This is a genomic window from Streptomyces sp. NPDC041124, assembly GCF_055592385.1.
Window position 1 is genome coordinate 82,131 of sequence record NZ_JBVIYR010000012.1, and the last position, 21,359, is coordinate 103,489.

The window sequence follows — 21,359 nt, forward strand, 5'->3', positions numbered from 1 at the left end:
CGCATGTGTCTGGCGGTACCCGGCAGAGTGCTGGGCGTCGAGGAACGGGACGGCACCCGGATGGCCACCGTCGATTTCGGCGGCGTGGTCAAGGAGGTGTGCCTGGAGTACCTGCCCGACCTGGAGGTGGGTGAGTACGCGATCGTCCATGTCGGCTTCGCCCTGCAGCGGCTGGACGAGGAGTCGGCCCGCCGGACCCTGGAGCTGTTCGAGAACCTCGGCATGCTCCAGGAGGAGTTCGGCGACCCATGGGAACAGGCCGCGCGGACGGGCGGCGACGACCTCGCGCGGGAGGTGCGGCGGTGAAGTACATCGACGAGTTCCAGGACCCCCAGCTGGCGGGCCGCCTGCTCGACGACATCAGGGCCACGGTGACCAGGCCCTGGGCGCTGATGGAGGTGTGCGGCGGCCAGACGCACAGCATCATCCGCCACGGCATCGACCAACTGCTGCCCGACGAAGTGGAGTTGATTCATGGGCCGGGTTGTCCGGTGTGTGTGACGCCACTGGAGGTGATCGACAAGGCGCTGGCGATCGCCTCCCGGCCCGAGGTCGTCTTCTGCTCGTTCGGCGACATGCTCAGGGTGCCGGGCACCGGACGTGACCTGTTCCAGGTCCGCGGGGAGGGCGGCGACGTCCGCGTGGTGTACTCCCCGCTCGACGCGCTGCGGATCGCGCGGGAGAACCCGGACCGGGAGGTGGTGTTCTTCGGCATCGGTTTCGAGACCACGGCGCCGCCCAACGCGATGACGGTGCACCAGGCCCGCAGGCTCGGTGTCCGCAACTTCAGCCTGCTGGTCTCGCACGTCCGGGTGCCTCCCGCGATCGAGGCGATCATGCAGTCACCGGACTGCCGGGTCCAGGGCTTCCTGGCGGCCGGGCACGTGTGCAGCGTGATGGGGACGCGGGAGTACCCGGCGCTCGCCGAGCGGTTCCGGGTGCCCATCGTGGTGACCGGGTTCGAACCGCTGGACATCCTGGAGGGCGTGCGGCGGACCGTGCGGCAGCTGGAGCGGGGCGAGCACACCGTCGACAACGCCTATCCGCGCGCCGTGCGGGCGGAGGGCAACCCCGCCGCGCGGGCGATGCTGGACGACGTCTTCGAGGTGGCCGACCGCGCCTGGCGCGGCATCGGGGTGATCCCCGACAGCGGCTGGCGGCTGGCGGCGCGCTACCGGGACTACGACGCCGAGCACCGGTTCCAGGTGGGGGACATCGCCACGCTGGAACCGGCGGAGTGCCGCAGCGGCGAGGTGCTGCAGGGGCTGCTGAAGCCGCACGAGTGCGAGGCCTTCGGGACGACGTGCACTCCGCGCACCCCGCTGGGGGCGACCATGGTGTCCAGTGAGGGCGCCTGCGCCGCGTACTACCTGTACCGGCGGCTTGAACTGCCGGCGGCCGCCGCGGCCGTCCCGGACCGGGAGGCGAGCTCCGTTGTCTGACACGACCGCCGCGCCCGACATGCTCTCCTGGAGCTGCCCGGCGCCCCTGCGTGACCGGCCGCGCGTGGTGATGGGGCACGGCGGTGGCGGAGCGCTGTCCGCCGAGCTCGTCGAGCAGGTGGTGCTTCCGGGGCTGGGCGGTGCGGCTCCGGCCGCGCTGACCGACTCCGCCGTGGTCGAACTCGACGGGGCCCGGCTGGCGTTCTCCACCGACTCCTTCGTGGTCCGGCCGCTGTTCTTCCCCGGTGGCAGCATCGGTGACCTGGCGGTCAACGGCACGGTCAACGACCTCGCGATGAGCGGGGCCCGCGCCGCGTACCTCTCGTGCGCCCTGATCCTCGAGGAGGGTGTCGAGATCGACACCGTCGGGCGGGTCGCGGAGGCGCTCGGGCGTGCGGCGCGTGCCGCCGGGGTGCGGGTGGTGACGGGTGACACCAAGGTCGTGGAGTCCGGGCACGGTGACGGCGTGTACGTGAACACGTCCGGCGTCGGTGTGGTCCCTCCCGGGGTCGACCTGCGTCCGCAGCGGGTCATTCCCGGTGACGTGGTGCTGGTGAGCGGTGACATCGGCGTGCACGGCGTGGCCGTCATGAGCCGGCGGGAGAACCTCCGGTTCGAGGTGGACGTCGTCAGCGACTGCGCGCCGCTCGGCGGACTCGTCGAGGCGATGCTGTCGGTCACGCCGGACCTGCATGTGCTGCGCGACCCGACCCGCGGGGGTCTGGCCGCCTCGCTGAACGAGATCGCGGTGGCCTCGGGGTGCGGGGTCGTCGTCCGGGAGCGTGCGGTCCCGGTGCCGCCTGCGGTGGCCGGCGCCTGCGCCATGCTGGGGCTGGACCCGATGTACGTGGCCAACGAGGGCAAGCTCGTCGCCTTCGTGCCCCGGGAGCACGCCGACGCGGTCCTGGCCGCGATGCGGGCGCACCCCCTGGGCTCCGGCGCCGCCGTGATCGGTGAGGCGGTCGCGGAGCATCCGGGGACGGTCGTGGCACGGACCGGACTCGGGGGCACACGGGTGGTGGATCTGCCGATGGGTGAACAGCTTCCGCGCATCTGCTGACCCGGCACCGAGGCGCCGGGCCGGGCGGCACGGGGGACGCGAACTTCGAGAGGTGAGTGAGGTGAGTGAGGTGACCATGGAAGCCACTGAGCCGGCACCGCGGGTCGTCGTGGGTGTGGACGGATCTCCCGCCTCGTACGAGGCGCTGCGCTGGGCCGTACGGTACGCCCGTGCGGTCGGCGGGATCGTGGAGGCCGTCCACGCCTGGGAGACGCCGTCGTCCACCGGATGGGCCGGTCCGGTGATCGAGCCGGACTTCGACGCCGAACAGGCACGGCACCGCTTCGCGGAGGCGCTGAGCACGGCGTTCCCGGGCGACCGGCCCGCCGGTCTGCGGGAACGGCTGGTCGAGGGTGATCCCTCGGAAGTCCTGATCCGCGCCTCGGAAGGGGCGGAACTGCTGGTGGTGGGTCATCGCGGGCGGGGCGGGTTCGCCCGGGCGATGCTGGGCTCGGTCAGCCAGCGCTGTGCCCAGCACGCGTCCTGCCCGGTCGTCGTGGTCCGGCACCGTCGGGAGGCGGACGGCTGAAGCCGCTCGCCGGCCGGACGCCGTGCCCGGTGTTCCGGCTCGCCGGCCGGGCCGCCCTCGCCGCCTGGGCCGTCCGGGCCGCGAGGGCGGATCGGGTGGCGCGGCCGGTTCAGCGGTCCGCGGGGCCGTCCAGGATGCCGGTCACCTCCCGGCGTACGGCCTCGCGCGCCGGCGTGGGCAGCGACCCCAGGCCGGCGCGGTCCAGGTCCCTCAGCGCCTGTCCGGCTCCGGTGCGGCAGTCGGCGTGCGCGCTGACGACGTCGTAGCCGTCCCGGACGGCGACGACGAGCCGGTGCCGTCCGTCGTCGTCGGCGTGGACGGCGGTGGCCACCACGAGGGGCGGCGGGCCGCCCGCTTCGCCGGGCGCCTTGTAGTACCCGCTCGCCACGGGGTTTTTCCAGCGCAGGGTGAGCAGCAGATGGCGCTTGGCCACCACCTCGCCCAGGTCGGTCTCGTAGGTGCCGTCCCGGTCGAGCACGGTCGCCCGCGCGTCCAGGACGAGCGCCGCCGGGAGCAGGCAACGCAGCGTGCTGCCCACGATGTTGCCGCCGACGGTGGCCGTCCGGCGGACGGCTCCGGTGCCCACGGTGGAGGCTGCCCGGCGCAGCACGTCCGGTACCCGGTCGTCCACCTGGTGCAGCAGCACCGCGGCGCCGAGCGCCTGCCGCTCTATCAGGGTGGCCTCGGGCAGCTCACGCAGGGACATCGCCTGCTCGGGGAAGCCGTCGCGCTGCCAGAGGGCCCACACGAGGGTGGCGCCTCCGACGGGCACCGCGCCCTCGGCCAGAGACCGCTGTGCTTCGGACAGTGACGTGGGCAGACGCAGCAGCACGACGCTCGACCTGCTTTCCTCGACGAGGGCGGGAGAGACAGCACTTCACGGGTGATCGGGAGCACTGCATTCTCCGTACGGACCCGGGGGCGCGTCCAGGGCTCACGGGTCCGCCGCGTGCGCCCGCCGGCGGGGGCGCCTCCCGGTCACCGCAGGCGCCGGATCTCGCCCCGCACCCGGTAGAAGCCGCCGGCCGCCGGGTGCAGCGCGTCCACCACGTAGCGCGCGCCGGGCTCCCGTATCGCCCGCGGGAACTGCACGTTCCAGGAGCCGTCGTAGCCCTCGGACACGACGTGGACGCGCAGCCGCCCGTCGTCCCGCACGCATTCGACGACCACGGCACCGGACGGCGCCTGGGCGACGGTGGTCACCGCGGTCGCGGTCGTGGCCGGGGCGTAGGTGGGCAGGGCCGCGGCGAGCTTGACGTCCCGCACGGCCGGCACCGAGCCCTGTTGCGCCGCGGAGACCGCCGCCTCGCTCGCGTCCACGCACACCAGCGAGCCGTCCGTCGTCACCAGGTACAGCCGCTCGTCGCGGTACTGCATGGACAGCGCCGATCCGCCACCGGTGCCGAGCTTCCACAGCCGCGTGCCGTCCCGGTCGAAGCAGTAGACGGACGACGCGGCGTCGCCGGCGAAGACGAACCGCCCGCCCGGCGCGGTCGCACACGAGTAGACGGCGCTGTCGCAGGCGTAGGTGGCCTCGATGGTTCCGGTCGCCTTCGACAGCCGCTGCACCACCCGGTGCGCGGTGCCCGCGTAGACGGTGTCGTCCTCCTGCCAGCCGAACAGCACACCGCCCCGGGTGGGGGTGTGCCACAACTCGCCGCTGCCGTCGGGCGCGTAGGCGGTGACGCCCCGGTGGTGACCGTGGTAGACGGCCCGGTCGTCGGCGCGGACCATCCAGGCGTGGTCGCCCTGGCTGCGGCGGGTCCACTGGTGCTCGTCCTCGTGGTCGATCACGGTGAGCCGGCCGTCGCGGTCCGAGACGTCGAGAACGCCCTCGTGGATGTCCAGCCAGAAGATGTCGACGTCCGCCGCGATGTCGTAGGCGGCGAACGGCAGCTTGGAGGACAGATCGTAGACGCTGCCGTCGTCGCAGCCCGCGTAGATCCAGAAGTCGTCGGCCACCAGGCATTTCACGCCGTCCGGCAGACCGAAGCGGGCCAGTGCGTTGCCCTCGTGGTCCAGGGTGTAGACGTCGCCCGACTGGTTGCCCACCCAGCAGTGGTCGTCGTCCACGTGGATGCCGAACGCCGCGGAGCCCGTGCGGAATCGCCACAGGACGGGGGCCACGGCACGCGCGGTGGAGGGAGCCGAGACCACCTGACGCCGGGTCACCGCGCGGGGCGCCCGCCCACCGGGCACCGCCGGCGCGTAGCCCTTGCGGACCTTCTCCCCCACCTTCTTCGCCGCGGCGGCCTGCGCCTTCGCGGCCGTCGCGAACGTCGTCGTCTGGGTCTGGCCGGCCGCACCGATCCGGCCGTACCGCACCGTCACCACCTGGCCGTCGACGGCCACCTCGTAGAACTTGTGCGCGCCGCCGCCGTCCTGCGACAGCTCCAGATACGTCGTCGACACCATGGCCCCGGCTGACATGGCACACCCCTCCCCGGACGGGCCCGCGGCCACTCCTGCGGGCCCACTGATCACACCGTAGGCGGTGGCACCGACAACGGGGTGGCGGTCAGACGCCGAACTCCTGCGGTGAGAGTCCGAGCGCCACGCAGGCCTCGCGGACGGCGTACTGCTCGGCGGGATCGAAGCTCCCGTCGGCGCCGGCGACGACCATGCCGGTCTGGACGACGGCCCGCGCCTCGACCGGCTTCTTCGCCGCCTTGGCGATGGTCTCCAGGGCCTGTGCACGGCCCTGTTCGAAGTGGGCCGTGAGCCGGTCCACGTGCTCGTTGAACAACCGGCGGAGCTGGTCCGGCGGGAAGTTCTGCAGCACCTCGTTGGTGACGATCAGTTCCTCCACCCGCTGCCGCTCCACCGGGTCGACCCGTCCGTCGGCCGCGGCGACCAGCGCGCACATCGCCATGCTCGCGTCCCGGTAGGCGCCGCTCTTCAGCTCCGTCTTGGCCGCGGCGAGCTGCGACTTGAACAGGCCCATCAGCTTGGCCTTGGAGCCGCCGCCGGAGGAGGTGGAGCCGTGACCCTGCTGCCGTGCGCCTCCCGCCTGTGCTCCCTGGAACTGCTGGAGCGTCCTGGCCTGGTCCTTGAGCCGGTCCCACATCGCCATTCGGTGCCACCTTCGGGTTCTGTCGCTGTCCGCCCGGTCCTGGTGCCCAGTCCCGGGTCCTGCGGTTCGCCCGGTCAAACGGACGTGGCCCCGGCCGTGTTCCCGGACGGCAAAAGAAAGGCAAAAGGAATCACCCTTACGGCCGTCCGGTCCGGCGCGGCCGGACGGCCGTCATCGGGGTCAGCCCACCGTCCACTTCTGGTTCGCGCCGCCCGAACAGGTCCACAGCTGCAGCCGGGTGCCGTTGGCCGGGTTGTTGCCCGTCACGTCCAGGCACTTGTCGGCCTGGGGATTGACGATGTCGTGTGCGCCGGTGACGACCCACCTCTGAGCCGCGGTGCCGTTGCAGTCCCACAGCTGCACGGGGGTGCCGTCCGCCGTGCCGCCCGAAGCGACGTCCAGGCACTTGCCGAGCGCACGGACCGTGCCGTCACCGCCCACCGACCACCGCTGGGCGGAGGTGCCGTTGCAGTCGTAGAGCTGTACCGGGGTGCCGTTGGCCGTGTTCGCGCCCGCGACGTCGACGCACTTGCCGGCCAGGCCGCGGATCGCGCCGCCGGCCGGCGCGTCGCTCGTCGTCACCGACACGTGGTCGACCACGAGCTGCTGCGGGAACACGGTCGAGCCGTCGGGATCGCCGGGCCAGTAGCCGCCCACGGCCAGGTTGAGGATGAGGAAGTAGGGCTTGTTGAAGACCCACTGCCTGCCGCCCAGGTCGGCGGGGGTGCGCCGCTGGTAGACGTTGCCGTCCACGGACCAGGTGATCGAGTCCGGGGCCCAGTCGACGGCGAAGGTGTGGAAGTCGTCCGCGAAGGCCCGGCCGCCCGGCAGTGTGTACCCGGCGCCGATGCCTCCGGAACCGGAGTAGCCGGGGCCGTGGAGGGTGCCGTGCACCGTGGAGGGCTCGAAGCCGACGTTCTCCATGACGTCGATCTCACCCGAGTCCGGCCAGTTCACCGGCGTGCCCAGCATCCAGAAGGCCGGCCACATGCCCTGTCCGCGCGGGATCTTCATCCGGGCCTCGACGTGCCCGTACTGCGCGGTGTACCTGCCCGCGGTGTTGAGCCGCGCCGAAGTGTACTGGCAGGTGCCGTACCAGCACTGGTAGCCGGCCGGGTTCTCCTTGCGGGCCGTGATGACCAGGTGGCCCTGGCCGTCGAGGGCCGCGTTCCTGGTGCCCGACGTGTAGTACTGCCGCTCGTGGTTGTTGACGTTGTCGCCGGTCTCGAGCTGCCACTTGGTGGAGTCGACCGCCGCGCCGGCGGGGCCGTCGAAGGTGTCCGAGAACGTCACGGCCGCCGCGGCGGGGCCGTCGGCCGGTCCGGCTTGACCGGCCTGTGCGGTGGTACCGGCCGCGCCGGAGGCGACCAGGACGGCGGACAGGGCGGCGATCAGCCATCTGCGGCGGGTGCGCGGAGAGAACATGGCTCTCCCTTCCGTACGACGGCCCGCGTGCACGGGCGCGCCGACCGAGGTTGTGGGGGGATTGCGCAACGATTTGATTCAAGGGATGAGATAAGACGGCGTCAAGACTCTGGTACGGACCAGGAGTTCACGTCGCACCACCGGACCGGACCCGCCCGGCGGTTCACGCCGTTGTGCCCCACGAGGTCCGATGTGCGCAGCTCGGGTCGTGCTCCGTCGCACAGGACGTCCACCAGCGTTCGCAGCACGCCGCCTCCACCTCGGCCTGTGCGAGGGCCGCCGCCGCCGCGTCGCGCCATGCCGCCCGGCGGCCCTCCCGTTCCCGCAGGACGGCGACCGCGCGGCGCTCGTCGGCGATGACCGTCTCGCGGACCACCCCCACGACGGGGGCGAGGGCGGCGAGAGCCATGGCGAGGGTGGTCCAGGCGGGAACGGTGCCCCAGGTGCGCACCGTGCAGAAGGAGAGCCAGAGGGCGACGACGGCGTACAGGACGGTGAGCGTGCGGCTGCCCCTGCTCATGGCGCGTTCTCCTTCTGTCCGATGGACTCCTGATGCCCCGCATGCGCGCGGGCATGACTCGCCACCGGAAGACCGCTCACGTCCTCCTGTCCCAGGGCGACTTGCCGCCCTCCCGGGGTGGCTGCGCACCGCGCTGCCACCGGCGGAAGCGTCCCTCTTCCGGGCCATGGGCCAGGCGGTCGAACGGGTGCGCTACATTTTGCACGCGTCTGACCACGATCACCTCACGATCCCTCACGCTACGGAGCCGGCACACCCATGAGCGACATCGTCAACGGACTCGGCCGGGCCACCGCCTACGGCGCACTCGGACTGGTCCTGCTGGTCCTCGGCATCGTCCTGGTCGACCTCCTGACGCCCGGAAAGCTCGGCCGGCAGATCTGGCAGGAGCGCAACCGCAACGCCGCGATCGTCCTCAGCTCCTCCCTGCTCGGCATCGGCGGGATCGTCTTCACGTCGATCTGGACGACGTACGACGACTTCGGCAAGGGACTGGTGTCGACGGCGGCGTTCGGGCTGCTGGGCCTGGTGATGATGGCGGTGGCGTTCCTGGTCGTGGACCTCATCACCCCCGGGCGTCTGGGCGCCACGCTGGTGGAGCCCGAACCCCACCCCGCGGTGTGGGTGACGGCGTCGTGCAATCTCGCCGTGTCGGCCATCGTCTCGGCGTCCATCGCCTGACGCACCGGCCCGGTTCCCGCACCCGGGAGGGACCTCGCCGCTGCCCGCCGGCGGACGCGCGTGCTGGGAACGTGTGATGCGATGGAAGAGACGGGCGTGGTGTTCCCCGGGTCGGGCGACCACGTGATCCCGGACCGGCTCGCCCTGCTGCGGATCGACCGCTCCTCGGACCGGGTGCAGCGGGGACCGAACGCCTGGATGCGGCACCGCTGAGCGGGACGGCGCCGCCCCGCCCTCACGCCACCCGGCTCCGCTCCCGGGCGGCGCCGCGCACCGGCTCGGGCCGCATCCGGGGGGCCGGCCCGGTACGGGTGACCTGCTCGGCGCGTGAGACCGACTGGGCGCGCGGAACGGACTGGGCGCGGGTGGCCGCCCGGACCCGGTACGTCGTGCGGTGGGGGTCGACTACGGGCTCGCCGAGGGTGATCCGTCCCGCCGCCTGCAGTTCGTCGCACTCGGCGGTGGGCAGGGCCGCGTAGCACCCGCCGGCGCCGGTGGTCGAGTCCAGGGGACGCCAGTAGCTGTATCTGCGGCGGCCGTTGGCGTAGACCGTGACGTACGTGGGGGTCCGGGGGTCGGCGATGATGCGCAGCGCGTCGGCGGCGGCGCCCGACGGGCGGGCCGCCGGCGCCGGGCCGGCGCCTGACCAGGAGTGCCGGCGGCGCGCCGTCGGCAGGGCGACGAGGGACCTCGAACGGTCGACGGTGGAGAGCATCAGCAGGACCTTTCCGGAGCCGGACACGAGACCGTCTACCCAGCACCGCGCCGGAGTTGATCTCCTTTTCCGATCATTGTGCAACCTCACACCGACAACGAGGGGGGAGCCCGCCCCGTTCCCGTGTCGGCGTGTCGCGCCGGCGGCCGGCAGCCGAGGTGCCGGAACGCCGCCGGAACGGGTGCTCAGCCGCCGGGCCCGGGGTCCGGACGCACCGGCGCCTCGACACCGGCACGCGCCGCCTCCAGCTGGGCGGCGAAGGCGATGCCCAGGAAAAGGGCCACGGCGGTCAGGTTCGCCCAGATCAGCAGGGCGATGAAGGCGGTCAGCGGCCCGTACAGGGCGCCGAACGCCCCGCTGCCCTCGACGTACAGCGCGAGGAGCCACGTCGCCGCGACCCACAGCAGGAGGTGGACGGCCGAGCCGAAGGCCAGCCAGGTGTAGCCCGGCTGCGTACGGCGGGGCGACCAGCGGAAGAGCACCGCGGACGCCACCCATGCCAGGACCAGCCCCACCGGCACGTCCAGCGCTCCCCACCAGCCCGCGTCACTCCCCCGCCCACCGACCACCTCGGCCACCGCCTGGCTCACCGCGTCGCCGGCGACGAGCACGACGAAGCCGAGCACCAGCGGCAGTCCCGCGGCGATGGCGAGGAGGACGGCCCGGCCGTACTTGCGGGGGAAGGGACGGTCGCGTTCGATGCCGTAGATGCGGTTGGCGCCGCGTTCGATCTGGCCCATGGCGGAAGCGAGGTTCAGGACGGCGAAGCCCAGCCCGAGCCAGAGGGCCAGGGTGCTCGCGAGGTCGTCGTGGGCGGTGCGCCGGGTCCCGTCGAAGGCGTCCTCGACGATGTCGGCGCTGGCGCCCGGCACGATGTGGCCGAGGGCCAGCTCGATGACACGGCCGACGCTCTCGGTGTGCGTGGAGGTCGCGAGGCCCACCAGGGCCACGGTGAACGGCACCAGACCGAGGACCACCTGGAAGGCGAGGGCACGCGCGTTGGTGAATCCGTCCGCGTAGCGGAAGCGGCTGAAGGAGTCGGTCAGCAGCCGCAGCCCTCCGTAGTGCCGCAGCGCGGCGAACGCCTCGTCTCCGGAGAGTTCGTCACCGATCATGTCCCGGGTCTGCGGAACACGGACGACGGTTCCCATACGCGGACCTTCCTCGCCTCGAGTGGCTTGCTCCACTCACTGATCGCCCCTTTCCCCGGCGTCACACCTGCGCTGGTGACGTAGGGGAGCGTCCGGGAGGCCGCCGGGGCGAGAGTCGCGTGACGGGACGCTCGAGGGGCGCGGAAGGCCCGTGCGCGGACGAGGGGTTCGCGGGGTGCCGGGTGCCGTACAGGAGTCCACCCGGCGGGCGCGGGGAGCCGGGACGGACGGTCAGGGCGGCGGAGTCGGACGTACCGCGCCGTGGTGTCCGTCCGTCACCGGCGCGGGGCCCCCGCGAGGGGGTCGTGCCCCCAGTTCATGAGGGAGTGCCGCCACCGCGTGTCGCGTACGTCGCCGGACGGCCGCTGGGCGAGATGGCGGCGGATGTAGCCGACAACCTTGCGCATGTGCGCGTAGTCGTCGTCCGAGAGGTCCCCGCGTCCGGCGCGCAGGATCTCCACGATGCGGCGCCCGGAGGCGTGGCCGGTCGACTCGCCGCCGTCCTTGTGCTGCCCCGCGGCACGTGACTCGTCCGTCTCGAGCCACCGCTCGAGATCGGCGGGCTGCATGTTGACCAGTTCGTGGAACTCCTCACGGGTCTCCCGTTCGCGCCGCGCTTCCGCCGCGCTCACTTCTTCTTCTTGAGCGCGGAGGGCTTGTGGACGGCGGTCCTGCCCGACTTGTCGCTGCGCACCTCGTACTGTGGTTCCTCCTCGGAGGCGGCGACCGTGCGTCCGGCCTCCTCCGTGCGCTCGGTGATCTTCTTCTCGACCTGGCCGGTGGTCTCGCTGCCGTGGCTGCTCCAGGCGACCTCGTCGCCCTCGTGGAGGTCCTTCCGGCGGTCGCTGCCCTTGCCCATCCCTGGTGCCTCCTTCGCGTGGCGGTCGGTTCGGTTCCACCCTGGTCGCAGGGCGGCCCGCGCGCATCTCGGGGGCACGCACGTCCGGGCCGGACCCCGAGGGGCCGGCCCGGTTCAGTGGGTCGGACGGCTCAGACGAGGTCGAACCGGTCGAGGTTCATGACCTTGTCCCACGCCGTGACGAAGTCCTTCACGAACTTCTCCCCGGCGTCGTCGCTCGCGTAGACCTCGGCGAGCGCGCGCAGTTCGGAGTTCGACCCGAAGACCAGGTCGGCACGGGTGCCGGTCCACCTGACCTCGCCGGTGGCCGCGTCCCGGCCCTCGAAGAGGGTCTGGTCCCCGGAGATCGCCTTCCACGTCGTTCCCATGTCCAGCAGGTTGACGAAGAAGTCGTTGGTCAGGGTGCCGGGGGCGGTGGTGAGGACGCCGTGCGACGACTGCCCGTGGTTGGCGCCCAGGACGCGCAGGCCGCCGACGAGGACGGTCATCTCCGGGGCGCTCAGGGTCAGCAGGTTGGCCTTGTCCAGCAGCAGGAACTCGGCGGGGAGGCGGTTGCCCTTGCCCAGGTAGTTGCGGAAGCCGTCGGCGGACGGCTCGAGGGCGGAGAAGGACTCCGTGTCCGTCTGCTCCTGGGAGGCGTCCACGCGGCCCGGCGTGAACGGGACCTCGATGTCGAGGCCGCCGTCCTTGGCGGCCTTCTCGACGGCCGCGGCTCCGGCCAGGACGATCAGGTCGGCCAGGGAGATCCGCTTGCCGCCGGTCTGTGCGGAGTTGAAGGACTCCTGGACGGCTTCCAGGGTGCGCAGGACCGTCGCCAGCCGGTCGGGGTCGTTGGCCTCCCAGCCGCGCTGCGGCTCCAGGCGGATGCGCGCGCCGTCGGCGCCGCCGCGCTTGTCGCTGCCGCGGAAGGAGGAGGCCGACGCCCACGCCGTCGACACCAGGTCGGACACCGACAGGTCCGAGGCGAGGACCCGCTGCTTGAGGACGGCGATGTCGTCGGCGTCGACGAGGTCGTACGTCCGCTCGGGCAGCGGGTCCTGCCACAGCAGTGTCTCGGCGGGCACCTCCGGGCCGAGGTAGAGCGACTTGGGGCCCATGTCGCGGTGGGTCAGCTTGTACCAGGCGCGGGCGAAGGCGTCCGCGAACTCGTCCGGGTTCTCCAGGAAGCGCCGGGAGATCTCGCCGTAGACCGGGTCGAAGCGGAGCGCGAGGTCCGTGGTCAGCATCGTCGGCTGGTGGGTCTTCGACGGGTCGTGGGCGTCGGGTACGGTGCCGGCCCCGGCGCCGTCCTTCGGCCGCCACTGGTGGGCGCCGGCGGGGCTGCTGAACAGTTCCCACTCGTAGCCGAAGAGGATCTCGAAGAAGCTGTTGTCCCAGGTGGTCGGCGTGTTGGTCCAGGTGACCTCGAGGCCGCTGGTGATCGTGTCGGCCCCCTTGCCGGTGCCGAAGGTGTTCTTCCAGCCGAGGCCCTGCACCTCGAAGCCGGCCGCCTCCGGGTCGTCGCCGACGTGGTCGGCCGGGCCCGCGCCGTGGGTCTTGCCGAAGGTGTGCCCGCCGGCGATGAGGGCGACCGTCTCCTCGTCGTTCATCGCCATCCGGCGGAACGTCTCGCGGATGTCGCGGGCGGAGGCGATCGGGTCCGGATTGCCGCCCGGGCCCTCGGGGTTGACGTAGATGAGGCCCATCTGGACCGCGCCGAGCGGGTTCTCCAGCTCGCGGTCGCCGGTGTAGCGCTCGTCGCCGAGCCAGGTGGACTCGGGCCCCCAGTAGACGTCCTCCTCCGGCTCCCAGACGTCGCCGCGGCCGCCGGCGAAGCCGAAGGTCGTGAAGCCCATCGACTCCAGGGCGACGTTGCCGGAGAGGATCAGCAGGTCGGCCCAGGACAGGCTCTTGCCGTACTTCTTCTTGACGGGCCACAGCAGTCGGCGGGCCTTGTCGAGGTTGGCGTTGTCCGGCCAGCTGTTGAGCGGGGCGAAGCGCTGCTGGCCGGCCCCGGCGCCGCCGCGGCCGTCGCTGATGCGGTAGGTGCCGGCGCTGTGCCAGGCCATGCGGACGATGAGCGGGCCGTAGTGGCCGAAGTCGGCCGGCCACCAGTCCTGGGAGGTGGTCAGCACCTCGGCGATGTCCCGCTTCACCGCCGGGAGGTCGAGGCTCTGGAACGCCGCGGCGTAGTCGAAGTCGTCGCCGAGCGGGTTCGCCACGGCGGGGTTCTTGGCCAGGATCTTCAGGTTGAGGCGCTCGGGCCACCACCGCTGGTTGCCGCCGCCCTGGGTGGGGTGCGGTGCGCGTCCGTGCGCGACCGGGCAGCCACCCGCTTCCTCCGCCTTGGGTTCGGTGACGATCGCGTCGTGGTTCTCGGTCATGGGAGTCCTTCCGGGCGAACGGGTCGCGCAGTTCAGGTGCGGCGGGAGGTGGAACAGCCGGGGCACAGGCCCCAGTAGACGATCTCGGCCTCGTCGATCACGAAGCCGTGTGCGTCGGACGCGGTCAGGCAGGGCGCCGCGCCCGCCGCGCAGTCGACGTCGGCGACGACGCCGCAGGCACGGCAGACCAGGTGGTGGTGGTTGTCGCCGACGCGTCCCTCGTAGCGGGCGGGGCCGCCGGCCGGTGCGATGCGGCGTAGCAGCCCCGCCCCGGTGAGCGCGTTGAGCGCCTCGTACACCGCCTGCAGGGAGACGTGCCCCGTGCGCCGGCGCACCTCGGAGGCGAGGGCCTCGGCTCCGAGGTGGCCGCCCTGGCGGACGGTGTCGAGGAGGGCGACGCGGGCTGCCGTCGCACGCAGGCCCGCACCGCGGAGCTCCTCGGCCGCGGTCGGCGGCCGGGATGCGGTCATGCGCCGAACCTATGGCCCAGAGACGAATAATTCCAGGGAACGAACGAGTCCAGTCTTGGGTCATGTCCGGTAACGGCGGGTGGCTCCCGGGTTGCGTGCCGCCGGCCCGCAGGGGTGCGGCGGCCGTCGTGCCGCCGGTTCCTGACGGGCGGTCAGTACAGCACGTTCAGCGCGCCGGGGAGGACCCTGGCCGTGACCGGGAGGACGGCGTCGACTTCCCCGTCGGTGCCGTAGGGGACGTCCCGGTCGGCCTCGATACGGATCTCGCGGCCCCGCAGGATCCGCACCTCGGGCCGGCGGACGTGCGCGCCGGTCCTCAACTCGTTCATCAGGGCGAAGAACAGCCGCCGGGGAGCGTGTTCGATCATCACGACGTCCAGCAGGCCGTCGTCCACGCGGGCGTCGGGGGCGATGACGCGGCCGGATCCGTAGAAGCCGGAGTTGGCGGCGACCACGGTGTAGCCGGTGTGGGTGTGCTCCTCCCCGTCGACGGTGACCCGGTAGCGGGCGGGCCGCCAGGTGGTGACGGCCCGCAGGCCGCCGGCGTAGTAGGACGCCGAACCCCTCAGCAGCCGGCTCCGGTTGGCGTGGCGGTTGGCGAGCGCGTCCACCCCGGCGTACACGCCGCCGAGGACGACGGTGCGGTCGTGGAAGGCCGAGCCGACCTCCACGGTGTCGACCGGCCGGGGCTCCCCGTGCAGCAGTATGCGGGCCAGGGCCCGCGGGTCGCGGGGCAGGCCGAGCGCGCGGGCGAAGTCGTTGCCGCGGCCCGCGGGGACGAGGCCGAGGGTCGCGCCGGTCCCGCTGAGGGCCCCGCCGACGCCGCCCGCGATGCCGTCACCGCCGACGGCGAGGACCACTCTCCCCCGCTGTCCGGCGTCACGGGCCAGTTCCCGCGCGTGGTCCAGGCTGCGGCTGTACTCGGTCCGCAGTTCGGCGCCCTCCTCCCTCAGGTGCCGGGCCAGGGCGAGCAGGGCCGCCGCTCCGGTGGCCGCGCCCGCGGTGGGGTTGACGACGGCGGTGAACTGGCGCATCGGGTGCCTCCGGGGCTGGCCGGCTGAAGGGGGACGGACGGGGGGCGAGGGGCGCGGGCGGGTCAGTCGCCGGGCAGCAGGACGCCGGGGTTCAGCACTCCCGCCGGGTCCAGTCGGCGCTTCACGGCGCGCAGGGCGTCGATGCCCAGCGGGCCCGCCTCGCGGGCGTACCAGTCCCGGTGGTCGGTACCGACCCCGTGGTGGTGGCTGATCGTGCCGCCGGCGGCGAGGATCGCCTCGTTGGCGGCGTGCTTGGCGCGGGTCCAGTGCGCCACGGGGTCCGCGCCCTGGGCGGAGACCACGGTGAAGTAGAGCGAGGCGCCGTTCTCGTAGACGTGGGAGATGTGACACATCACCAGGGGCGGGGTGCCGGCTCCGGTGAGGGTGTCGGTGAGCGCGTCGCGTACGGCCGCGTACAGGCCGGGGAGCCGGGACCAGAACGTCGCCGTCTCCAGGGTCTCCGCGAACGCCCCCGCGTCGAGGAGCGCGTCGCGCAGGTACGGGGCCGAGTAGCGGCCGTGCGCCCAGCGCCGGCCCGGCTCCTCGCCCAGGGGTGTGCCGCCGCACGCGCGCAGCACGGCCGCGGCGTGCTCCCTGCGGTGCCCGGTGTCCTCGTCCGTGCCTTCGTAACCGGCGATGGCCGTGCAGCCGGCGGGCTGCGCGGCGCCGGAGCCGATCGCCTCGGGATTCGCCAGGCCGATGAACGTCTCGGTCTCGTCGGACAGACGCAGCACGGTGGGCCGCGGTCCGTCCTGGGCGAGGCGGCGCAGCGCTGCGGCGCCCTCCTCGAACGAGGGGAAGTGCCAGCCCTCGTAGACGCTGGTGCGCGGGACGGGCCGGATCCGTACGGTCACCGACGTGATGACGCCGAACGCGCCCTCGGATCCGAGGACGAGCTGGCGCAGGTCGGGTCCGGCGGCGGAGCGGGGGGCGCGGCCGGTGTCGAGTGTTCCCTCGGGGGTGGCGAGGGTGAGGGAGAGCACCATCTCGTCGAACCGGCCGTAGCCGGCGGAGGCCTGGCCGCTGGAACGGGTCGCGGCGAAGCCGCCGATGGTGGCCCACTCGTAGGACTGGGGGAAGTGGCCGAGGGTGAAGCCGTGTCCGGCGAGCAGCGCCTCGGCCTGTGGGGCGCGCAGGCCGGCCTGCCGGGTGGCGGTGCGGGAGACCGGGTCGAGGTCGAGCAGGGCGTCCATGCGCCGGAGGTCGAGGGCGACGAAGGTGCCCCGCGGTTCCGGGGCGAGCCCGCCGACGACGGAGGTGCCACCGCCGAACGGGACCACGGGCAGGCCGTGTTCGGCGCACACCCGCAGCACGGCGCACACCTCGTCATGTCCCGCGGGCAGGAGCACGGCCGCGGGGAGGGCGGTCACGTCGCCCTCGCGGATGCGCAGCAGGTCGGGGGTGGACTTGCCGCGCGTGTGCCGGACCCGGGTCTCCGCGTCGGTGCGGACATGGGCCTCGTCGCCCAGGGCCGCGATCAGGGCGCGGCGCGCTCCGGGCTCCAGCGGGCTCTGGGGGACGGTCATGTCCTCGATGGCGACGGGTGCCGCCTCGCGCGGCTTGACACCGAGCAGATCACGCAACAGCCCGATCACCGTGTCGGGCAGCGGCGTCGCCTTGGCCGGGTCCCCCCAGCCGCTCCACAGCATGTCCATGGCTGTCGTCCTCACCGGTCGGAAACGAGCGACGCCGTCGACCGACGGCCTCACATGGCGTTACACTGTGACACATGACGCCTATTCGTCACAACGCTTCCGGCGGTTCGGACAACGACGCGGTGCTCGACGCGGTGCGGGACTGCGTCCTGGCCGTCGGCGTCCGCCGCACCACGCTCACCGACGTGGCCCGTCGTGCCGGGGTCTCCCGGATGACGCTGTACCGGCGCTGGCCCGATGTCCGCTCCCTGGTCGGCGACCTGATGACGCGGGAGTGGATCGGGGTGGCCACCGACGCCCTCCCCGCGCGCGGCCCCGGGGTGCCCGCACGCGAGGTGCTCACCGAAGGGCTGGTGGCGGCGGTGCGCGCCTTCGACGCCCATCCGCTCTTCCGCAAGATCCTCGACGTGGATCCCGAACTGCTCCTGCCCTACGTGCTGGACCGCCGCGGGGCGAGCCAGGAGGCCTTGCTGGAACTGCTGGCCGGATTCCTGCGCGACGGGCACGCCGACGGCTCGGTGCGCATCACCCACCCGGAGCGGCAGGCCAGATCAGTGCTGCTGATCGTGCAGTCCTTCACCCTGTCCCTGCGGACCATGACCGAGGAGGACGACCCCGAGCTCGCCCCCGAGGCCTTCCTCGGCGAACTGCGCGCCATCCTGGAGAGGACCCTCACGCCGTGAACACCCCTTGCGGACGTCCCTCCGCCTCGTCCCTGTCCTCCGCCCGGCGCGCCCGTGAACTGGCCGACTCCGTGGGCGGACCCGCCGTCGACGTCCTGGTCGTCGGTCTCGGCGCCACCGGCGCGGGGGCCGCCCTGGACGCGGCGGCCCGCGGGCTGAGCGTGGTCGCCGTCGACGCCCACGACCTGGCCTTCGGCACCTCCCGCTTCAGCAGCAAGCTCATTCACGGAGGGCTGCGCTATCTCGCGTCCGGACGGCTCGACGTCGCCCACGAGAGCGCGGTCGAGCGGGGGGTGCTGATGGAGCGCACCGCGCCCCACCTCGTGCACGCCCAGCCGTTCGTGCTCCCCCTCACTCCCCTGGTCTCGCGTGGTCAGGCCGCCCTCGCGCGGGCCGGTTTCCGGGCCGGTGACACCCTGCGGCTGGCCGCCCGGACGGCCCGGGCCACCCTGCCCCCGCCGCGCCGGCTCTCCGTGGTGGAGACCCGTCACCTCGCCCCGGCCCTGCGCAGCGACGGGCTGCGCGGAGGTCTGCTGTCCTGGGACGGCCGGCTCACCGACGACGCCCGCCTGGTCACCGCCCTCGCCCGGACGGCCGCCGCGCGCGGGGCACGCGTCCTCACCCGGGTCCGCGCCCTGGAGCTGACCTCGACCGGGGCCAGGGTCCGGGACGAACTGACCGGCGAGGAGGGCGAGATCCGCGCCCGGGCGGTGATCAACGCGTCGGGTGTCTGGGCGGGCGGCCTCGTCGACGGCGTACGGATACGGCCCTCCCGCGGCACCCACCTCGTCCTGCGTCCCGAGAGCCTCGGAGCGCTGACCGCGGGCCTGCACATCCCGATCCCCGGGGAGAGCAACCGCTTCGTGCTCGTCCTGCCCCAGGACGACGGCCGGGTCTACGTCGGCCTCACCGACGAACCCGTGGCCGGCGACGTCCCCGACGTCGCCGAGGCGCCGGAGACGGACATCGGGTTCCTCCTCGACGTCCTCTGCTCCGTCCTGCACGTCCCGGTCCACCGCGACGACGTGGTCGGCGCCTTCGCCGGACTGCGTCCCCTGCTGGACACCACCGCGGGCTCCTCCGGCACGGCGCCGAGAACCGCCGACCTCTCGCGGCGGCACGCGGTCCTCACCTCCTCCGAGGGCGTCGTCACCGTCGTCGGGGGCAAGCTCACCACGTACCGGCGCATGGCCGAGGACGCCGTCGACGCCGCCGTCCGCCTCCGCGGCCTCCGGGCCGGCCCCTCCCCCACCGCCTCCCTGCCCCTGGTGGGCGCCGCGGCACCGCACGTGCTCTCCGCCCTGCCCGCGCCGCGCCGGCTCGTCCGGCTCTACGGCACCGAGGCCCCGGCCGTCCACGCGCTCGGCACCCGTGACCCCGGCCTCGGCGAACCGGTGCTGCCCGGGTATCCGGTCACCCGGGTCGAACTGCTCTGGGCCCTGCGCCACGAGGGCGCCCTCGACGAGGAGGACGTCCTGGACCGCCGCACCCGCATCGGGCTCGTCCCCGCCGACCGGGAGACGGCACGCGAGGCGGTGCGCGCCTTGCTGGACGGGGCGTCGGGGCACGGCGGCCGGGCGGCCGGTCAGGTTCCCCGGACCCCGACCTCGTACAGCGAGTAGCCCCAGTCGGTCCCGCGGTCCAGGAACTGGAGGCGGACGTAACGGGCCGGTGACGGGGCGAACACGGCCGTGTCCAGGCCGCCGTCGCCGGAGGCGGTGGACCACGCGGTGCGCCAGTTCGTGCCGTCGGTGGACAACTCGACGCGGTACGCGGTCCCGTACGCGCGTTCCCAGTCCAGGGTGACGCGCCCGACCCGGTGGATGCCGCCGAGGTCGACGCGCAGCCACTGGTCGTCGCTCCAGCCGACGGCCCAGCGGGTGCCCCGGTCGCCGTCCACGGCCCGGCCGGGCGCATAGCTGGTGAACGGGTTCCACTCGGTCGAGCCGGCGGTGGCCGCCGCGCCCTCGGCGAGGTTCACCCCCGCCAGGTGCGCCTCGGAGGCGCCCCAGGTGTCGAGGTAGGACTCGGCACCCCGGAAGAGGTCGTCCACCACGTCCTGTCCGCCGACGCGCCGGATGTCCTCGATCCAGTCGGGGACGAGACCGTAGTGCGCGGCTCCGTCGGTGTTCAGGTCCCAGGTGCGCTCACCGGTGGTCTGCCGGTCGAGGACGGAGCCGCCGTCGACGCTTCTGAAGGGGTAGGTCACCTTGTCCGGTGCGTCCGCGCCGCGCGGGGCCGGCCAGCCGCCGACGCCGTTCATGTCGGTGCCGTACCCGTAGCCCACGCCGTACTTGTCGCGCAGCGCCTCGGTGCGCTCCGCCTCCGCGACGAAGCCCTCGGAGCCGTGCATGTACTGGGCGGCGAAACCGCCCAGTCCGTAGAGCCGTTCGGTCCAGTCCGTGTCCATCCAGCTGTGCGAGGACAGGACACCGGGGTAGGACTCGGCCTCGAAGAGGTCCAGCACCCTGCCCGTGGCCTTGACGCTCATGTGGTCGATCTCGAGCATCATGTTGCGTTCCATCATGCCGCGCACGGCGTACTCACCGAGTTCGGTGAGCCCCCGTACGTTGCACCGTGCGTCGGCGCCGTACGAGGGGACCTCCGTGCCGGCGGGGAGCCTCTCCTCCGCCTCGGCCGCCGGGGCGTCGCCGATCGGGTTGTCCGCCTGCGGACCGGTGCACTTCTCGGTCTTCCAGAAAGTGCCGGTGGACAGGAACTGCCCCACGTTGATCGCGGTGCCGAGCGCGCCCGAGTCGAAGCGCACGCCGCACAGCGCGTTGTCGAACTTGTGGCACAGGAACATGCTGCGCACGCCCAGCGCGTACAGCTCGTCCAGTCCGGCGTCGATGTCGGCCCGGTCGCACTGCGCGACGTCCAGGACCTGCTTGCACCCGAAGGGTTCGGAGGTCTCGACACCGAGGACCACCGCGAGTTTGCCCCTCGCGACGACGTCACGCGCCTGCGCGCTGTCGGTCACCACACGGAACCAGCCCTTGCCCGGCCCGCCGTACATCCCGTCGATGTACGCCTGCATGTCGTAGGTCAGTTTCGCCTGGAGCCTGATCGACGTCATCTCGTCGCAGCCACGGTCCTTGAAGAAGTACACCGAGCAGATCACGCCGTTGGTGACGAGGTCGTTCACCAGGATCCGCTGGCCGCCGCGCCAGGCCCGTTCGATCCAGGCGTAGTAGTTCTGCTGGTGGGTGAGGGAGTCGTGGGCGGGCCAGTCCCGGAAGGTGGGCCAGCCGGCCGGATCGTGCCTGCCGTCGCCGCCGCCCGTGATGAAGTCGAAGACGGCGAGGGAGCCGTCCGGGTAGTGCTCGGGGCAGTCCCTGAGCGCGTCGGCGATGCCCTCCTGCGAGAACGCCCTGCCGCAGATGAGCCGGCCCCCGAACGCCTCGTTGGACATGATGTGGTTGTGCGCGTCGACGAACCCGCGCACCTCACCGGTCGCACCGGTCCCCGTGAACGGCTCGCCGGTGACGTCGATCCCCGAGTCCGGCACGGGCCGGGCGGTGGGGTCCCACCAGCCCCGGTCGGCCGCGGAGCCGGGCGTGGGGGCGAGCGCCGCCGCCAGCACGAGGAGGAGCAGCGTGACGACCCCGAGGTGTCGTCGTGTGCGGTTCTCGGTCATTGCGCACGTCCCTCCGTCACGGAGTTGTCATGACCGGCACAACCCTCTGGGCCGAGAATCGC

The 21,359-nt window shown here is 72.9% G+C and carries 22 protein-coding genes; 8 read left to right on the forward strand and 14 right to left on the reverse strand.

Features of this window, described 5'->3' with window-relative positions; genetic code table 11:
• Nucleotides 1-3 precede the first annotated feature (3 nt).
• From ACZ6A9_RS28530 to ACZ6A9_RS28545, 4 genes are all read left to right on the forward strand, one after another.
• Nucleotides 4-306 (forward strand): HypC/HybG/HupF family hydrogenase formation chaperone, encoded by a 303-nt coding sequence (locus ACZ6A9_RS28530; RefSeq protein ID WP_468991000.1) that lies wholly within the window; start codon nucleotides 4-6, stop codon nucleotides 304-306.
• Nucleotides 303-1,442, forward strand: coding sequence for a hydrogenase formation protein HypD (gene hypD, locus ACZ6A9_RS28535; protein WP_468991003.1), 1,140 nt, complete (start codon nucleotides 303-305; stop codon nucleotides 1,440-1,442). The genes ACZ6A9_RS28530 and hypD overlap by 4 nt, the downstream gene beginning before the upstream one ends.
• On the forward strand, nucleotides 1,435-2,502 hold the full coding sequence (gene hypE, locus ACZ6A9_RS28540; protein ID WP_468991005.1) for a hydrogenase expression/formation protein HypE: 1,068 nt from the start codon (nucleotides 1,435-1,437) through the stop codon (nucleotides 2,500-2,502). Before hypD ends, hypE begins: the two co-directional genes overlap by 8 nt.
• 76 nt (nucleotides 2,503-2,578) lie before the next feature.
• Nucleotides 2,579-3,031: a universal stress protein gene (locus ACZ6A9_RS28545; protein WP_468991007.1), complete on the forward strand. Its 453-nt coding sequence runs from the start codon at nucleotides 2,579-2,581 to the stop codon at nucleotides 3,029-3,031.
• Between the two features lie 109 nt (nucleotides 3,032-3,140).
• Here ACZ6A9_RS28545 and ACZ6A9_RS28550 read toward each other — a convergent pair whose 3' ends face one another.
• The 5 genes from ACZ6A9_RS28550 to ACZ6A9_RS28570 all read right to left on the reverse strand — a co-directional run bounded on the left by ACZ6A9_RS28550 (nucleotide 3,141) and on the right by ACZ6A9_RS28570 (nucleotide 8,049).
• Nucleotides 3,141-3,863 carry an FAD binding domain-containing protein gene (locus ACZ6A9_RS28550; RefSeq protein ID WP_468991009.1) on the reverse strand — a complete coding sequence of 241 codons (723 nt, stop codon included), beginning with the start codon at nucleotides 3,861-3,863 and terminating at the stop codon, nucleotides 3,141-3,143.
• 146 nt (nucleotides 3,864-4,009) lie between these two features.
• Entirely contained in the window at nucleotides 4,010-5,461 is a 1,452-nt protein-coding gene (locus tag ACZ6A9_RS28555; RefSeq protein WP_468991011.1) for a WGR domain-containing protein, read from the reverse strand.
• A gap of 88 nt (nucleotides 5,462-5,549) precedes the next feature.
• Complete coding sequence (locus ACZ6A9_RS28560) at nucleotides 5,550-6,104, reverse strand: tellurite resistance TerB family protein (protein ID WP_468991014.1); 555 nt, start codon at nucleotides 6,102-6,104, stop codon at nucleotides 5,550-5,552.
• Between the two features lie 180 nt (nucleotides 6,105-6,284).
• Complete coding sequence (locus ACZ6A9_RS28565; protein ID WP_468991016.1) at nucleotides 6,285-7,529, reverse strand: lectin; 1,245 nt, start codon at nucleotides 7,527-7,529, stop codon at nucleotides 6,285-6,287.
• 163 nt (nucleotides 7,530-7,692) lie between these two features.
• A complete protein-coding gene (locus ACZ6A9_RS28570) occupies nucleotides 7,693-8,049 on the reverse strand; it encodes a hypothetical protein (RefSeq protein WP_468991019.1) in 357 nt (118 codons plus the stop codon).
• Between the two features lie 258 nt (nucleotides 8,050-8,307).
• Here ACZ6A9_RS28570 and ACZ6A9_RS28575 point away from each other — a divergent pair, with 258 nt between their 5' ends.
• Nucleotides 8,308-8,730: a DUF350 domain-containing protein gene (locus ACZ6A9_RS28575; protein ID WP_468991021.1), complete on the forward strand. Its 423-nt coding sequence runs from the start codon at nucleotides 8,308-8,310 to the stop codon at nucleotides 8,728-8,730.
• 81 nt (nucleotides 8,731-8,811) lie between these two features.
• The gene (locus ACZ6A9_RS28580) at nucleotides 8,812-8,943 is read left to right on the forward strand and encodes a hypothetical protein (protein ID WP_468991023.1); all 132 of its coding nucleotides are present in this window, start codon (nucleotides 8,812-8,814) and stop codon (nucleotides 8,941-8,943) included.
• 22 nt (nucleotides 8,944-8,965) lie between these two features.
• On the opposite strand, the gene ACZ6A9_RS28585 is transcribed toward ACZ6A9_RS28580, so the two are convergent.
• The 8 genes from ACZ6A9_RS28585 to ACZ6A9_RS28620 all read right to left on the reverse strand — a co-directional run bounded on the left by ACZ6A9_RS28585 (nucleotide 8,966) and on the right by ACZ6A9_RS28620 (nucleotide 16,977).
• On the reverse strand, nucleotides 8,966-9,472 hold the full coding sequence (locus ACZ6A9_RS28585; RefSeq protein ID WP_468991026.1) for a hypothetical protein: 507 nt from the start codon (nucleotides 9,470-9,472) through the stop codon (nucleotides 8,966-8,968).
• A gap of 158 nt (nucleotides 9,473-9,630) precedes the next feature.
• Nucleotides 9,631-10,596: a YihY/virulence factor BrkB family protein gene (locus ACZ6A9_RS28590; protein WP_468991029.1), complete on the reverse strand. Its 966-nt coding sequence runs from the start codon at nucleotides 10,594-10,596 to the stop codon at nucleotides 9,631-9,633.
• 275 nt (nucleotides 10,597-10,871) lie between these two features.
• Nucleotides 10,872-11,228, reverse strand: a complete 357-nt coding sequence (locus ACZ6A9_RS28595) for a DUF3140 domain-containing protein (RefSeq protein ID WP_468991031.1) — start codon at nucleotides 11,226-11,228, stop codon at nucleotides 10,872-10,874.
• The gene (locus ACZ6A9_RS28600; RefSeq protein ID WP_468991034.1) at nucleotides 11,225-11,455 is read right to left on the reverse strand and encodes a hypervirulence associated TUDOR domain-containing protein; all 231 of its coding nucleotides are present in this window, start codon (nucleotides 11,453-11,455) and stop codon (nucleotides 11,225-11,227) included. The genes ACZ6A9_RS28595 and ACZ6A9_RS28600 overlap by 4 nt, the downstream gene beginning before the upstream one ends.
• Before the next feature lie 131 nt (nucleotides 11,456-11,586).
• Entirely contained in the window at nucleotides 11,587-13,818 is a 2,232-nt protein-coding gene (katG, locus tag ACZ6A9_RS28605; protein WP_468991036.1) for a catalase/peroxidase HPI, read from the reverse strand.
• A gap of 32 nt (nucleotides 13,819-13,850) precedes the next feature.
• On the reverse strand, nucleotides 13,851-14,288 hold the full coding sequence (locus ACZ6A9_RS28610; RefSeq protein ID WP_468991038.1) for a Fur family transcriptional regulator: 438 nt from the start codon (nucleotides 14,286-14,288) through the stop codon (nucleotides 13,851-13,853).
• Nucleotides 14,289-14,440: 152 nt separating this feature from the next.
• Entirely contained in the window at nucleotides 14,441-15,322 is an 882-nt protein-coding gene (locus ACZ6A9_RS28615) for a YegS/Rv2252/BmrU family lipid kinase (RefSeq protein WP_468991040.1), read from the reverse strand.
• A gap of 62 nt (nucleotides 15,323-15,384) precedes the next feature.
• Entirely contained in the window at nucleotides 15,385-16,977 is a 1,593-nt protein-coding gene (locus ACZ6A9_RS28620; protein ID WP_468991042.1) for an FAD-binding oxidoreductase, read from the reverse strand.
• 74 nt (nucleotides 16,978-17,051) lie between these two features.
• On the opposite strand from ACZ6A9_RS28620, the gene ACZ6A9_RS28625 reads away from it, so the two are divergent.
• Together ACZ6A9_RS28625 and ACZ6A9_RS28630 are read left to right on the forward strand one after the other, a co-directional pair.
• Entirely contained in the window at nucleotides 17,052-17,660 is a 609-nt protein-coding gene (locus ACZ6A9_RS28625; protein ID WP_468991046.1) for a TetR/AcrR family transcriptional regulator, read from the forward strand.
• Nucleotides 17,657-19,282 (forward strand): glycerol-3-phosphate dehydrogenase/oxidase, encoded by a 1,626-nt coding sequence (locus tag ACZ6A9_RS28630; RefSeq protein ID WP_468991050.1) that lies wholly within the window; start codon nucleotides 17,657-17,659, stop codon nucleotides 19,280-19,282. Before ACZ6A9_RS28625 ends, ACZ6A9_RS28630 begins: the two co-directional genes overlap by 4 nt.
• On the opposite strand, the gene ACZ6A9_RS28635 is transcribed toward ACZ6A9_RS28630, so the two are convergent.
• Nucleotides 19,246-21,297 (reverse strand): discoidin domain-containing protein, encoded by a 2,052-nt coding sequence (locus tag ACZ6A9_RS28635; protein WP_468991052.1) that lies wholly within the window; start codon nucleotides 21,295-21,297, stop codon nucleotides 19,246-19,248. The two genes, ACZ6A9_RS28630 and ACZ6A9_RS28635, sit on opposite strands and share 37 nt — an antisense overlap.
• Nucleotides 21,298-21,359 lie beyond the last annotated feature (62 nt).